Source organism: Bradyrhizobium sp. cir1 (genome assembly GCF_014198245.1).
Lineage (GTDB): Bacteria > Pseudomonadota > Alphaproteobacteria > Rhizobiales > Xanthobacteraceae > Bradyrhizobium.
On record NZ_JACIHE010000002.1, the window covers coordinates 556,289 to 570,342 of the forward strand.

The 14,054-nt window shown below is 64.4% G+C and carries 15 protein-coding genes; 8 read left to right on the forward strand and 7 right to left on the reverse strand.

All coding sequences use genetic code 11. The features are described 5' to 3' along the window. Positions 1–6: 6 nt before the first annotated feature. Positions 7–819 (reverse strand): oxaloacetate decarboxylase, encoded by an 813-nt coding sequence (locus GGD63_RS07120; protein ID WP_183240320.1) that lies wholly within the window; start codon positions 817–819, stop codon positions 7–9. A 108-nt stretch (positions 820–927) separates the two neighbouring features. On the opposite strand from GGD63_RS07120, the gene GGD63_RS07125 reads away from it, so the two are divergent. Continuing rightward, positions 928–1,902 (forward strand): LysR family transcriptional regulator, encoded by a 975-nt coding sequence (locus tag GGD63_RS07125; protein ID WP_183240322.1) that lies wholly within the window; start codon positions 928–930, stop codon positions 1,900–1,902. Positions 1,903–1,907: 5 nt separating this feature from the next. On the opposite strand, the gene GGD63_RS07130 is transcribed toward GGD63_RS07125, so the two are convergent. After that, positions 1,908–2,231: a DUF1476 domain-containing protein gene (locus GGD63_RS07130; RefSeq protein WP_183240324.1), complete on the reverse strand. Its 324-nt coding sequence runs from the start codon at positions 2,229–2,231 to the stop codon at positions 1,908–1,910. A gap of 331 nt (positions 2,232–2,562) precedes the next feature. Here GGD63_RS07130 and purC point away from each other — a divergent pair, with 331 nt between their 5' ends. Continuing rightward, positions 2,563–3,330 carry a phosphoribosylaminoimidazolesuccinocarboxamide synthase gene (gene purC, locus GGD63_RS07135; protein ID WP_008974302.1) on the forward strand — a complete coding sequence of 256 codons (768 nt, stop codon included), beginning with the start codon at positions 2,563–2,565 and terminating at the stop codon, positions 3,328–3,330. 14 nt (positions 3,331–3,344) lie between these two features. Then, positions 3,345–3,587 carry a phosphoribosylformylglycinamidine synthase subunit PurS gene (purS, locus tag GGD63_RS07140; protein WP_063682443.1) on the forward strand — a complete coding sequence of 81 codons (243 nt, stop codon included), beginning with the start codon at positions 3,345–3,347 and terminating at the stop codon, positions 3,585–3,587. A 10-nt stretch (positions 3,588–3,597) separates the two neighbouring features. On the opposite strand, the gene GGD63_RS07145 is transcribed toward purS, so the two are convergent. Next, complete coding sequence (locus GGD63_RS07145) at positions 3,598–4,614, reverse strand: magnesium and cobalt transport protein CorA (protein WP_183240326.1); 1,017 nt, start codon at positions 4,612–4,614, stop codon at positions 3,598–3,600. 167 nt (positions 4,615–4,781) lie between these two features. On the opposite strand from GGD63_RS07145, the gene purQ reads away from it, so the two are divergent. The 3 genes from purQ (at position 4,782) to GGD63_RS07160 (ending at position 7,387) form a co-directional block, all read left to right on the forward strand. Then, positions 4,782–5,483 carry a phosphoribosylformylglycinamidine synthase subunit PurQ gene (purQ, locus tag GGD63_RS07150; RefSeq protein WP_183240328.1) on the forward strand — a complete coding sequence of 234 codons (702 nt, stop codon included), beginning with the start codon at positions 4,782–4,784 and terminating at the stop codon, positions 5,481–5,483. Continuing rightward, entirely contained in the window at positions 5,480–6,469 is a 990-nt protein-coding gene (locus GGD63_RS07155) for a tripartite tricarboxylate transporter substrate binding protein BugD (protein ID WP_183240329.1), read from the forward strand. The genes purQ and GGD63_RS07155 overlap by 4 nt, the downstream gene beginning before the upstream one ends. Before the next feature lie 180 nt (positions 6,470–6,649). Continuing rightward, positions 6,650–7,387 carry a tetratricopeptide repeat protein gene (locus GGD63_RS07160; RefSeq protein ID WP_183240331.1) on the forward strand — a complete coding sequence of 246 codons (738 nt, stop codon included), beginning with the start codon at positions 6,650–6,652 and terminating at the stop codon, positions 7,385–7,387. Between the two features lies 1 nt (position 7,388). Here GGD63_RS07160 and GGD63_RS07165 read toward each other — a convergent pair whose 3' ends face one another. Both GGD63_RS07165 and GGD63_RS07170 read right to left on the reverse strand, forming a co-directional pair. After that, positions 7,389–8,354 (reverse strand): DMT family transporter, encoded by a 966-nt coding sequence (locus tag GGD63_RS07165; protein WP_183240333.1) that lies wholly within the window; start codon positions 8,352–8,354, stop codon positions 7,389–7,391. A 75-nt stretch (positions 8,355–8,429) separates the two neighbouring features. Beyond that, the gene (locus GGD63_RS07170; RefSeq protein ID WP_183240335.1) at positions 8,430–8,909 is read right to left on the reverse strand and encodes a PaaI family thioesterase; all 480 of its coding nucleotides are present in this window, start codon (positions 8,907–8,909) and stop codon (positions 8,430–8,432) included. A gap of 183 nt (positions 8,910–9,092) precedes the next feature. Between GGD63_RS07170 and purL the strand changes: the two genes are divergently transcribed. Continuing rightward, positions 9,093–11,303, forward strand: a complete 2,211-nt coding sequence (gene purL, locus GGD63_RS07175) for a phosphoribosylformylglycinamidine synthase subunit PurL (RefSeq protein ID WP_183240336.1) — start codon at positions 9,093–9,095, stop codon at positions 11,301–11,303. A 56-nt stretch (positions 11,304–11,359) separates the two neighbouring features. Here purL and GGD63_RS07180 read toward each other — a convergent pair whose 3' ends face one another. Further along, positions 11,360–12,550 (reverse strand): acyltransferase, encoded by a 1,191-nt coding sequence (locus GGD63_RS07180; protein ID WP_183240338.1) that lies wholly within the window; start codon positions 12,548–12,550, stop codon positions 11,360–11,362. 183 nt (positions 12,551–12,733) lie between these two features. Here GGD63_RS07180 and GGD63_RS07185 point away from each other — a divergent pair, with 183 nt between their 5' ends. Beyond that, entirely contained in the window at positions 12,734–12,907 is a 174-nt protein-coding gene (locus GGD63_RS07185; RefSeq protein ID WP_183240340.1) for a DUF1328 domain-containing protein, read from the forward strand. A gap of 31 nt (positions 12,908–12,938) precedes the next feature. Here GGD63_RS07185 and GGD63_RS07190 read toward each other — a convergent pair whose 3' ends face one another. Then, complete coding sequence (locus GGD63_RS07190; RefSeq protein WP_183240341.1) at positions 12,939–14,039, reverse strand: alpha/beta fold hydrolase; 1,101 nt, start codon at positions 14,037–14,039, stop codon at positions 12,939–12,941. Positions 14,040–14,054: the final 15 nt, after the last annotated feature.

Sequence of the window (14,054 nt, forward strand, 5' to 3'; positions counted from 1 at the left end):
GGGCGATCAGCCAAACGCTGCCCGCACCTCCTTGATCGGCGCCATTTCGCGGACATAGGTAAACGCGCCCCGATCCTTCATCTCACGCGCGCTCTTCAGGAAGGCGGCCAGCGCATAGCGCGACATGGCGCCGCCGACGCTGATGCGCTTGACGCCGGCCGCCGACAATTGCGCGAGCGTCAGCGTCGGATCGGCAAAACCCATCACGAGATTGAACGGCTTTCCGATCGAGGCGACGATCGTCCTGATGGTCTCGATGTCGTGGACCCCCGGCGAATACAGCACGTCGGCGCCGGCGGCCTCGAAGGCCTGCAGCCGCCGGATCGTATCGTCGAGATCGTTGGTGCCCTTCAGCAGGTTCTCGGCGCGGGCCGTCAGCGTGAATGGGAAGGGGAGCGCACGTGCCGCCTCGACGGCGGCCTGCACGCGTTCGACCGCGAGCTGGAAATCGTAGATCGGCTTGCGCGGATCGCCGGTAAAATCCTCGATCGAGCCGCCGACGCAGCCGGCCTCCGCCGCGCGCGTGATGGCCCTCGCCGCGGTCTTCGGATCGTCGGCGCCACAGTTCTCGAGGTCGGCATTGACGGGAAGATCGGTCGCCCCGGCGATGATCCGGCAGTTTTCAAGGATGGCATCGAGGCTGACGGTCGTGCTGCCGAGGGTGTTGGCAAGGCCAAGGCTCGTCGTCGCCAGCGCTTCGAACCCCATCGACGCCAGCAGTTTTGCGGTGCCGGCATCCCAGGGATTCGGGATGATGAAGGCGCCGGGGCGCTGATGCAGTTCGCGAAATCGTGCTGCCTTGTCGGCCTGGGTGCGCATGGGGGCTCCTGTCGGTCTCTTGTCGCGCAGCAGCGATAGGATGGTTTCGCCCATCAGACAAATTTGTTATTTCTTTCAATATCATCAGCTTTTTGCATGAGGTCCGGCATGGACAGCGACGCGCTGAACACGTTCCTGGTGGTGCACCGGCGCGGCGGCATCTCGAATGCCGCGAAATTCCTGCATCGCTCGCAGCCGGCGATTTCGCGCCGCATTGCCCTGCTGGAGCAGGAGCTCGGCGTGACTCTGTTCGAGAGGATCGCGGGCCGCACGCGGCTCAGCGATGCCGGGCGCGTGCTGATCCCCTATGCCGAGCGCGCTGTCGCGGCTGCGCAGGACGCCGAACAGGCGATACGCGCGCTGACCAAGCAGAATTCGGGGCCGGTTTCGCTGGCCGTGACCGGCACGCTCGCCGACGGCCGCCTGTCGGGCATCATGAAGCGATTTGCCGCGGAAAATCCCGCCGTCGCGCTCGCCTTGCGGACCGCGACCAGCGCGGAGGTCTCTGATCTCATCCGGCGCGGCGAGGCCACGATCGGCCTGCGTTACAACACCGACCGCGCCGGCGATCTCGCCTGCGAGCTGGTGCTGAGCGAAGCGTTGCAGGTGGTCTGCGCGTCCGATCATCCGCTTGCCGGCAAGCGCGTGAAGCGGCTTGCCGAGCTTCGCGGCGAGCGCTGGATCGCGTTCCCTGAGACGCGCGGTCGCCGCGAGATCGCGGCGGCTCACGTGTTCGCGCTGTTCCTGGCGCAAGGCCTCGCGGACGTGGAGTGGACGGCGGTGGACAGCCTCACCGCACAGAAGCGGCTCGTGGAGGCGGGCTTTGGCCTTGCGCTATTGGCGCAGAGCCACGTGGCGGAGGAGCTGCATGCGGGAGCGATCTCGACGATCACCGTCGGAGATCTCGCCGCGGAGCAGCACATCGTCCTTGTGACTCGTCGCGGCGGCTTCCTGAGTGCTGCCGCTCAGCGCCTGCTGGAGACCATTCGCCGCGACTACGCCACGGCCGACGTCTCAAAGATCCGGGGTAGCCGAAAAAGTTCGCTGGCGCGCAGCGACCTTGCGCGCCGGCGTCGGGCCTGAACGTACTATTTCCCAGCCTTCACCTCGGCGGCCGCGACCGCGAGCAGCTCGCTCATCTTGGCGCGAATCGCCTGTTCGGTAACGGCGACGCTCTTGGCGGCGAAATCGGTCGTGATCTTGCGCAGGACGTCGGCATCGCCGGCCTCCTCGAAATCGGCCGCGACGACCTCCTTGGCGTAGGCGGTGGCGGCTTCGCCTGATATGCCGAGCTTTTCGGCCGCCCACAGCCCGAGCAGCCGGTTGCGGCGGGCCACCGCCTTGAATTTCTGTTCCTCGTCGAGGGCGAATTTCTTCTCGAAGCCTTCCTCGCGCTTGTTAATCTCGCTCATGCCTTTTCCAATTCCCTGCTGACTGGACCCGGCGGCCCTCGTTGCGGGAGCCCCGGCGCATGCCTAGATAAGGAGCACGAATCGGCAAGACAACGAGCCGTTAAGCCGCAGGCAAGACGGTATAAGTTGGTGCCGGACGGCCGGATCGATTGTGCTCGGACAGCCAATCGGATAGGTTGCCTAAAGGTTTGGTTCCCGTTCTGTTTCCATGGTGTTTCCTTGGGTTATGGATGGGTTCCGAGCCGTTCACGGCAGCTCCGCTGTGGGTCGTAATCCTAGTCAACCGGAGCACACCAAATTCATGGATTTCAACAAAACACGGTACATCCCAATGAGCCGTCGGCGTCGCATTTATGAAGGCAAGGCAAAGGTTCTCTACGAAGGCCCGGAGCCCGGTACCCTGATCCAGCACTTCAAGGACGACGCCACCGCGTTCAATGCGAAAAAGCATCAGGTGATCGAGGGCAAGGGTGTCCTCAACAACCGGATCTCGGAGTACCTGTTTCAGCACCTCAACGACATCGGGGTGCCGACCCATTTCATCCGCCGCCTCAACATGCGCGAGCAGTTGATTCGCGAGGTCGAGATCGTGCCGCTGGAAGTGGTGGTGCGGAACGTCGCCGCCGGCTCGCTGTCCCAGCGCCTCGGCATCGAGGAGGGCACTCAGCTGCCGCGCTCGATCATCGAATTCTATTACAAGAACGACCAGCTCAACGACCCCATGGTGTCGGAAGAGCACATCACCGCCTTCGGCTGGGCAACGCCCCAGGAGATCGACGACATCATGGCGCTCGCCATTCGCGTCAACGACTTCCTCACCGGCCTCTTCCTCGGCATCGGCATCCGTCTCGTCGATTTCAAGATGGAATGCGGCCGCCTGTTCGAGAACGAGATGATGCGGATCATCGTCGCCGACGAGATCTCGCCGGACAGCTGCCGTCTGTGGGACATCAAGTCGAACGAGAAGCTCGACAAGGACCGCTTCCGCAGGGATCTCGGCGGCCTGCTCGAGGCCTATACCGAAGTTGCAAAGCGCCTCGGCATCCTCATGGAGAACGAGCGTCCGGCGGGCTCCGGCCCGGTGCTGGTGAAGAGCTGAGAGGGATTATCGACGTGAAGGCACGTGTCACCGTTACCCTGAAGACGGGCATCCTCGATCCCCAGGGCAAGGCCATCGAAGGCGCGCTGAAGTCGCTCGGCGTCGACGGCGTCGCCAGCGTCCGCCAGGGCAAGGTGTTCGATATCGAACTCGCCGGTGCAGACAAGGCCAAGGCGGAAGCCGCGCTGAAGGAAGCCGCCGACAAGCTGCTGGCGAACACCGTGATCGAGAACTATCGGGTCGAGCTGATCGGGTGAGCAGGATGGCTCACAGCCATCCCACCCGCCGAAAGCGCCAATAGAGCGCGCCGCATGCCGCCAGCATCACGCCGAGCAGCATGTAGTAGCCGTATTCCCACTCCAGCTCCGGCATGTGCTTGAAGTTCATGCCGTAGATGCCCGCGAGCGCAGTGGGGATGGCGATGATCGCCAGCCATGAGGCGAGCTTCTTGGAGACCGCCGTCTCCTGCGCCTGGCCGACCAGCAGACTTGCCTCGAAGGCGAAGGCCAGCACCTCGCGCATGGAGTCGATGCGCTCCTGGATGTTTCTGACGTGGTCGGTGACGTCGCGGAACAGCGGCTGCATGGCCTGCCGCACCATCGACAGCTCATCATGCTCCAGACGGCGGCACACCTCCACCAGCGGGCCGATCGCGTTGCGGAGCCGCAGCAGATCACGGCGTAGCGTGTAGAGACGCTCGATCTGCGTCCTGGTGATCGCGTGCGCGAGCACGTAGTCTTCGATGCCCTCGACCTCCTCGTGGATGCTCTCGAGCACGGGCGAGTAATTGTCGACGATGAAATCGAGGATCGCGTAGAGGATATAGTCCTCGCCGCGGGCAAGCGCCCGCGGGCAGCTCTCGCAGCGCTCGCGCACCGCCGTGTAGGAGGTCGATGCGCCGTGGCGGACGGTCACGAGATAGCCGTCGCCGACGAAGATATGCGTCTCGCCGAAAGCGATCCGCCCCTCGATCAATTGTGCGGTGCGCGCCACGATGAACAGGGCCTCGCCATATTGCTCGATCTTGGGCCGCTGATGGGCGTGGTTGGCGTCCTCGATCGCGAGGTCGTGCAGGTCAAACTGCTTCTGCACCGCGCCGAGCAGCGCCATGTCCGGCTCGTGCAGCCCGATCCAGACCACGTGGCCGGGCTTGGCTCGCCAGCTCGAGGCTTCGCTGATGGCGATGTTGGCGACGCGCCTTCCGTCGACATAGGCGCCGGCAGCGACGACGCCCTCGGCGGACACCGGCTCGGAGGGGGATACGGGACGCGACGGGACGTTCATGGCTTCAATCCCGGGCAAGGTCGTCGGGCGAAAGTGCCGTGGCTATGGCCTGTGTACAAGGCCGCCCGGCGAGGCTAGCACTGGTAAATTCCCCGTCAAATGGCTATGTCTCCTGACGAATTGGCCCTTCGGCCAGCCCGATTCCCGTCACCGTCGGAACCTCTGCCATGAAAGCCGCCATCCTCGTCTTTCCCGGAATCAACCGTGAGCGCGACATGGCGCGCGCATTGAGGCTGATCTCCGGCAGCGAGCCGGCGATGGTCTGGCACGCCGAGACCTCGCTGCCATCAGGCACCGATCTCGTGGTCGTGCCCGGCGGTTTCTCCTATGGCGATTACCTGCGCTGCGGCGCAATTGCCGCGCGTGCGCCGGTGATGGATGCGGTGCGCGATTATGCGGGCAAGGGCGGGCTCGTGCTCGGCGTCTGCAACGGCTTCCAGATCCTCTGCGAATCCGGCCTCCTGCCGGGCGTGTTGATGCGCAATGCGCGGCTGAAATTCATCTGCCGCGACGTGCATCTGCGCGTCGAGCGCTCCGACACCCCGTTCACCCGCGGTTACAATGCCGGCCAGGTGATCCGCGTGCCGGTCGCCCATGGCGAGGGCAACTACGAGGCGGACGAGGAAACCATCAAGCGGCTCGAAGGCGAGGGGCGGGTGCTCTATCGCTACTGCTCCGCCGACGGCGTGGTCGACGAAGCCGCCAACATCAACGGCGCTGCGCATTCGATCGCCGGCATCGTCAACGACAAAGGCAACGTGCTCGGCATGATGCCGCATCCCGAAAATCATGTCGAAGACATCATGGGCTGCACCGACGGTCGCGGCCTGTTCGCCGGCCTCGCCCAGCATCTGGAAAAGGCCGCGTGATCCCGTTCGTGGTGAAGCGCGCTCTCGCCGCGATCGCGGCGCTGGCGTTCGCAACATTTTCGCTTGCGACTGCCGCATTCGCGCAGGATTATCCCAAGCGTCCGATCACCATGATCGTGCCGTTCGCGGCGGGCGGCACCTCGGATGTGATCGCGCGCACCGTCGCCGAGCAGATGGGTATCGCGCTCGGCCAGACCATCGTGATCGAGAACGTTGCGGGCGCCGGCGGCTCGACCGCGCTGGCGCGCGCCTCCCGCGCCGAGCCTGACGGCTACACGATTGCGATCGGCAATGCCGGCACCAATGCGGCGACCTACACGATCTATCCAAAACTGCCGTTCACGCCTGATTCCTTCGTGCCGATCGCGATGGTGGCGAAGACGTTCGGCATCATCGCCGTGCGCAAGGATTTTCCGGCGAAGGACCTGAAAGAGTTCATCGCCTATGCCAAGGCCAATCCGGGCAAGATCAATCTCGGCCATGCCGGCGTCGGCTCATCGAACTATCTGATCTGCAAGAGCTTCGTCACCGCCGCCGGGATCGATGCGACGCTGGTCGGCTATCGCGGCGCAGCGCCCGCGCTGACGGACGCCGTCGGCAGCCAGATCGACGGCGTCTGCGATGCGGCGGCTTCCGTCTCGCAGTCGATCAACGAGAAGCTGGTGAGGGGGATCGTGGTCGGCTCGACCGTGCGGCTTGCGACGCTGCCCGAGCTGCCGACATCGACCGAAGCCGGCCTGCCTGAGTTCGAGGCGCAGGGCTGGAACGGCCTGTTCGCGCCGAAAGGCACGCCGCCGGCCGTCATCGCCAAGCTGAATGCGGCGGCGCGCACCGCGGTCGAGACCGACGCGGTGAAGAAGCGTCTTGCCGACCTCTCCACCGTCGCCCCCGACGACAACGAGCACACGCCGGAGCTGCTGCAGCAGCTCGTGACGCGCGACGTCGAGAAGTACCGGAAGATGCTGGCGGACGACGCCAAGCAGTAGCCGCTTCTGGCTGCGATCTCGTGAACCTGCGTTGCGTTCGAGACGACTGACTCCTCGTCGCCATCTGCGCGTGCGCTCTGTGCCGCTGATTTCTGCGAAGACTGGCAACTCCAGGTTGTTCAGTCGCGCCAGTTGCGATATCAGGAAGCGTGCGCTGTCGTTGTGCCGCGTGGATGTCACATGCCCGTTGCCCTGGTCGTTCTGCTGCTCGATCTCACGCTGATCTACCACGCCTCGCGGACCGGGCGGCTGCGGCCCTGGGCCTTCATCATCCTGCTGGTGCCGATGATGGGCGCGCTCGCCTATATCGCGGTCGAGCTCATTCCCGAATGGTTTTCCAGCCCCGGTGCCCGGCAGGCGCGCCAGCGGGTCGCCAACCGGCTCGATCCGGAGAAGCGCTATCGCGAGCTGTCGGACCGGCTGGCTGACGCCGACACCATCGCCAACCGCGCGGCGCTGGCGGAAGAGTGTGCGAATATCGGCCGGTTCGGCGAAGCGGAAGCGCACTATGATCACATCCTGAAGCTGCCGATGGGCCACGATCCGGCCTATGCGTTTCGCAAGGCGCAGGCCGAGTTTTCCGCCAAGCGTCCGTCCGACGCACTGGCGACACTGGACGATCTCCAGAAGCAATGGCCGGATTTCGATTCCGCCGATGCGCATCTCTTGTATGCCCGCGCGCTCGCCGAGGTCGGCCGGCTCGACGAGGCCCTGGAGGAATATCACGCTCTCGCCGGCTATTTCCCCGGCGCCGAGGCGCGGGTGCGCTACGGCATGCTGCTGCAGACGGTCGGCCGCACCGCCGAGGCGCGCATGGTCTTCAACGAACTGCTGATCCAGATGCGCCGCGCGCCGAAATATCTGCGCAAGGCGCAGGCCGAATGGCTCTCGATCGCGGAGAAGCAGCTGTCGACCTGAGCTAGCGCAGCTTCAGCCGCTCCGCCGGCACCGTCATCGCGGCGACGCCCGCCATCACCAGCAGCAGGCCCAGCGCCAGATTCGACGGCACGCTCTCGCCGAGCAGCACCACCGAAAGACCGACGCCGATCGGGATGCGCAGATAGCCTTGCGCGTTGGTGGTCAGCGTGCCGAGCCGGCCGAGGCAGACGTAGAACAGCATCAGGCCCAATGCGCTGGAGACGATGCCCATGACGATGGTGGCGACGATCGCCGTCGGCGTCGGATGCAGTGTCCAGGGCTGGTCGATGACCAGCGAAGGCGGAAGCAGCACGAGACCACCGAACAAGAGCGAGCCGGCCGCCACCACCATCGGGTCGTACTCGGAGAGCCGCAAGCCGAAGATCGTCGCGCAGGCGAAGGAGATGGTGGCGAGCAGGATCGCGATTTCCGCAACAATCTGGCCGCCGAAGCTATGGAGAGCATCAAGCCCCACGATGGCGACGGTGCCGGCAAGTCCGAGGATCGCGCCTGCGAGCTTCAGCAGCGTCGCCGGCTCGTGCCGTGTGATCAGCGAGGTGATCAGGAAGGCGAAGATCGGCGTGGTCGAAGCCAGCACCACCGTGTTCGAGGCCGGCACGTATTGCTGCGACCAGGTGATGATCAGGAATGGGAAGGTCGAATTGATCAATTGCTGGGTCGCGAACAGCTTCCAGGCCTTCGCGTCGGTGGGAATCCTGGTGCCGCGCATCCACAGGATCGCGAACAGGAAGGCAGCCGCGATCAGCGAGCGTGCCGAGATGAAGGTGATGGGCGGGATGGTGTCCAGCGCCAGCTTGGCCAGCGGATAGGTCGAGCTCCAGCAGCAGGCCAGCGCGAGCAACAGCGCGTAGTCGCGCCAGTTGCGTGCGCCGGTGGCGGCCATGGATGGCAGCGGCGATGATGCGGAGGCCACTGCGCGGCCCCTCGGCGATGTGCTCTGCGGCACCTTGTTTCTGCTCCCCGGCGCGAACGCGCTTGCCGCAACTCTGGGCGAGGGGACGGCAAAAGGGAAGGCGCCGAGCTATGCGTTTGGCTGAGGGAGCGATTTCCACTTCGCCCGCTTGATCGTGCCGGAGAAGGTGAACAGAAGGCGCTCGCCGGCCATCATCTCGCCCCGCAGGAAGATCAGCGAGCCGCCGGCGCGGGTGACCTCGCCGGTGCACTCGATCAGCTCGCCCTCACGTCCCGCGTCGAGGAATTCGCAGCCGAAATTGACGGTCACGCCGCGGCCGTTCAGGGCGTGGCGGCCGATCGCGAACAGGCTGTAATCGGCGAAGGCCATGAAGCAGCCGCCATGGACGTTCCCCGAGCCGTTCAGGTGCTTCTTTTCGACCCGGAAGGCGCAGCGGACGCTGCCGTCGGCCTCCAGGCGGTGCCAGAAGGGGCCGATATGGTTCTCGAAGCTGTCGCGGATCCAGGTCTGCCAGCCCGCAAATTCGCCCTCGGTCGCGACATGCAGCTCGGGACGGGGCGAAGCGGCCGTTTTGGTCAATTCGTGCAAGGAAATGGGCCTTCAATTACGGGTGTTTTGCCCTTAAATCCGATCCGTCCGCGCCGTGCAATTCCTGTTCCCGCTGACCCTGCCTGCAAAACGTGGGACAGCGGGAAAATGCGCCATAAAGGGCTTTTCCAAGGCCCCCGATGTTCCTAAGAACGGCCAAACGCCGCCGAAAGCCCCGAATCCATGAAGAACGAACCCAAGATCACCCCCGAACTGGTTGCCGCCCACGGGCTCAAGCCCGACGAGTATGAGCGCATCCTGAAGCTGATCGGGCGGGAGCCGACCTTCACCGAGCTCGGCATCTTCTCGGCGATGTGGAACGAGCACTGCTCGTACAAGTCCTCGCGCATCCATCTGCGCGGACTGCCGACCAAGGCCCCCTGGGTGATCCAGGGCCCCGGCGAGAATGCCGGCGTGATCGACATCGGCGACGGCCAGGCCGTGGTCTTCAAGATGGAGAGCCACAACCATCCGAGCTACATCGAGCCCTACCAGGGCGCGACCACCGGCGTCGGCGGCATTTTGCGCGACGTCTTCACCATGGGCGCGCGGCCGATTGCCTGCCTCAATGCGTTGAGCTTCGGCGCGCCCGAGCATGCCAAGACCCGGCATCTCGTCTCCGGCGTCGTCGCCGGCGTCGGCGGCTACGGCAATTCCTTCGGCGTGCCGACGGTCGGCGGCCAGGTGCGCTTCCACACCCGCTACGACGGCAACATCCTCGTCAACGCGATGGCGGTGGGCCTCGCCGATGCCGACAAGATTTTCTATGCGGCCGCCTCCGGCGTGAACATGCCGATCGTCTATCTCGGCTCCAAGACGGGGCGCGACGGCATCCACGGCGCCTCGATGGCCTCGGCCGAGTTCGACGACAAGTCCGAGGAGAAGCGCCCGACCGTGCAGGTCGGCGATCCCTTCGCCGAGAAGCTGCTGCTGGAAGCCTGCCTCGAGATCATGGAGAAGGGCTGCGTCATCGCGATCCAGGACATGGGCGCGGCTGGCCTGACCTGCTCGGCGGTCGAGATGGGCGCCAAGGGCGACCTCGGTGTCGACCTCGATCTCGACGTGGTGCCGACCCGCGAGACTGGCATGAGCGCCTATGAGATGATGCTCTCGGAGAGCCAGGAGCGCATGCTCATGGTGCTCAAGCCCGAGAAGGAACAGGAAGCCGAGGCGATCTTCAGGAAATGGGGCCTCGACTTCGCCGTGGTCGGCTACACCACGCCGAGCAAGCGCTTCGTGGTCAAGCATGGCGGCGACGTCATGGCCGACCTTCCGATCAAGGAGCTCGGCGACGAGGCGCCGGTCTATGACCGCCCGCATGTTGCTTCCGCCACGCTGCCGGTCGTGCACGCGCGCGACGTGGTCGCGCCGATGGGCCTCGGCGCCGCGCTGGAGAAGCTGATCGGCACGCCCGATATGTGCAGCAAGCGCTGGGTCTGGGAGCAGTACGACCACGTCATCCTCGGCAACACCATGCAGCGCCCCGGCGGCGATGCCGCCGTGGTGCGCGTGCAGGATGGACCCAAGGGCCTTGCGCTGACCGTCGACGTCACGCCGCGCTATTGCGAGGCCGATCCGTTCGAGGGCGGCAAGCAGGCGGTGGCGGAAGCCTGGCGCAACATCACCGCGGTCGGCGGCAAGCCGCTCGCGATCACCGACAATCTCAATTTCGGCAACCCCGAGCGTCCCGAGATCATGGGCCAGTTCGTCGGCTGCTTGCAGGGCATCTCGGAAGCCTGCCGCACGCTCGATTTCCCGGTCGTTTCCGGCAACGTCTCGCTCTACAACGAGACCAACGGCCGCGCCATTTTGCCGACGCCCTCGATCGGCGGTGTCGGCCTGCTCGACGATTTCACCAAGTCTGCGTCATTGGCTTTCAAGGCCGAGGGCGAAGCGATCCTGCTGGTCGGCGAGACCCATGGCTGGCTCGGCCAGTCCGTTTACCTGCGCGACATCTGCGGTCGCGAGGAGGGCGCACCGCCGCCGGTCGATCTCGCCGCCGAGAAGCGCAACGGCGACTGCGTGCGCGGCATGATCCATGCGGGCACCGCGACCGCCGTGCACGACCTCTCGGATGGCGGTCTCCTGATTGCGCTCGCCGAGATGGCGATCGCGAGCGGCATCGGCGCAAAACTGCTGGCGGCGCCGACCGCGCTGGTGCCGCACGCCTACTGGTTCGGTGAGGACCAGGCGCGCTATCTCGTCACCGTGCCGGAAACCGAAGCCGGCCGCGTGCTCGCCAAGATGCGCGGCTGCGAGGTGCCTTGCGTGCGGATCGGCACCACCGGTGGCGATGCGATCGCGATCGCCGGCGAGGCGCCTGTTACGATCGAGAGCTTGCGCAAGTCGTTCGAGCACTGGCTGCCGGAGTATATGGGCGGCAAGGCGGCGTAAGGCGCCGCCGCAAACTCCGCGCCCCGGATGTCGCTTTGTTCATCCGGGCTGCTGGGTCACAGCACCTTCGTTGCCCCGGGGATCTGGCGCAAGGCGCGCGTTAGCGCCCAACTGAACGCGACTGTCAGCACGAACCCGATCGTGGCCTTGACGATCGCTGGCAGGTCATAGTCGAACAGCCAGTATTGCAGCCAAAGCGCGATCGGGTAGTGCACCAAAAACATGCCGTAGGCGTCCGCCTGCATCGGATCGAGTAGCTTGGCTGAGCCTGATTGTTTGAACCTCTGGAAGAAGGCCAGGATCAGGAACATGATGGCCACGCTGAAGACAGCGAAGCAGAGGGCATAGAGCCCCTCATACCAGTTCGGCAGCGGCGACGGATTTCCCAGTATTTCGCGCTTGATGAAGATCAGAACCCAGAGCAGGCAATACGGAACGATCGCCAAGACCATCCAGTCCCAGCTGACCTTCGCCATCCGGCCGTCTGCCGCGAGCAGGCCGCGATCCATATTCGCGACGCCAATGCCGGCACCGAAAAAGAAGTAGCTCGCATAGAGCATCACACGTCCGTGCTGCACCGAGAACGGCCCGAATTCGAACCAGTTGCTTGGTCCATAATACATCAGCCCGGGAACATAGAACGCCGCGGTGACGGCAAGCATGATAGCGAAGAACACTTCGGGCCGACGGCAGCCGTACAGCGAAAGGCGGTTGATCGGATCGAGCAGGGTGGGCGACAGCCGGTGCAATATGCAGGCTATCACGTCGAATCCGAACAGGACCCAGAGGAACCAGATCGGCCCGCTCGGCCACGGGCCCTTCGTGATCATATTCAACCAGTAGTCCGAAAAGCCGATCTCGGGATGGTGCCTGAGCGAGATGGCGTAATAGGCGAGCGGAATGATCGTGAATGCGCAGATCACGAATGGCAGGCCAAGCCGAAGCAGGCGATCTGCCAAATAGCTCCGCGCTCCCTTCCGGGCGATGCCAGACCAGGCGAACAGTCCCGACAGGAAGAAGAACATCGCCATGAAGAAACTGTCGGTGGCGAGCACGATCATGTCGAAGCCGAAGAAGTACTTCGGATCGGTATGACCGAAATAAGTGTAGGGGATCACCGCGTGGTGCAGCAGCACTACCAGGGTGAGGAAGGTGCGGGCGCGATCAAGCGACAGGTTGCGCGCCTTGGCTTTCGGCGCGGCGTGCGCCTCTGGGCCGATCGTCGCTGTATGTGACATCGTCGTCATGGTCGCCCCGATTGCGCTCCTGTCCCGGGGACGGACTGTGCCGCCCGGAACCGGATTCAGCAAGGGTTGTGTGGGCCGCACACGGGTCCTGAGACGATTAGGAACCAGTTCCGCGCAGCAAAGTTAGCGTTCGCGCAAAAGGGCTTGAGGGCCGCGTGCGCGGCACCAATTTCGGAGCTGGTGATGACGATCCTGAAATGGGCACTGATCTTCTTACTGGTCTCGATCGTGGCCGGCGTGTTCGGTTTTACCGGCATCTCGGCCGCCTCAGCCGATATCGCCCGCTTCCTGTTCTACGTCTTCGTCGTGATCTTCCTGGCGCTGCTGATACTGGGGCTGACCATCTTCAGGGCGTAGCGGGGAAGCCGCTCCTCCCAGGCGCAGGTCCTCAATTGCGAGCGAACGCCCTTACGCGGGCCAGCAACTCCGCCAGAAACTCATCGGGACGGTTGAACGGGAGAAAATGATCGCCGCCGCGAATCCAAACAAATTCCTTATGCGGTGCGGTGATCTGGCTGAAATATTGCTCGGCAGGTCCGCCGGGCGTCACACCATCCGCATCGCCGTCAATGAAGAACATGGGGATTGAAAATTCGAGCCCTATTGAGGCCGTGTCGTGCTGAACCATCGGACCATCCCGTCCGGTCAGATATTTGGTGGAGAAGGCGACGCCCTTGCGCCAATTGTACCAATCGAGCAGCGAGAAATCCGGCATGAATCGGGGCGGGATAGGGCCGGCCAGCTGGATGCGATCGACGGGAAGGGCCAAGGCGCGGCTCCACTTTTCGGCGATCAGGCGATTTTCCTCGCTCATGTTCGGCCGCGCAGCGATCGGCGCCAACTCCGCCAGCGCCTCGTTGTTGCTGGTCGACGCCGCCAGCGTTTGCAAGCGCGCAATCTTGAGCTCGAATGCCTTCTCGAAGGTCGTCCTGCCAACGACCTGGCCCGTGCCGACATAGGCCCAGAACAGATCGGGGCGTTGCTTCGCCATGTGAATTCCCAGGAATGAGCCCCAGGAGTGCCCGACCAGGACAATCCTGTCCTTGTGCAAATGCGCGCGCAGATATTCGGCCAGCTCGACGCCGTCCTGCGTCATTCGCTCCCACGTCATGGTTGGAGCGAGCGTGTCTCCAGCGGCACCATAAGTGCGGCCGGTACCGCGCTGGTCCCACTGCACAACAGTGAAATGCTTTTCCCAGGAGCGCCAGCCCGACGAGATGGGCAAGGTGGTGCCTCCGGGCCCGCCATGGACGAACAGAAGAACCGGGTTATCCCGATCCTCGCCGCGGATTTGAATCCATTGCTTGATGCCGCCGATATCGACGAACCCTCCCTCCTGCACCCCCTTGGGGGAGCGGATGGCGAGAGTTTCCGCAGCAAGATGTTGGCGATAGGCGCGAAACCCGAGCCCGACAGCGGTCACCGCAATGACGACGCCGGCTGCCCCGAGCAACGCGATTCCAATCAGTCTTCCGGCCTTGCGCGGCATTGATAGCAGCATCGA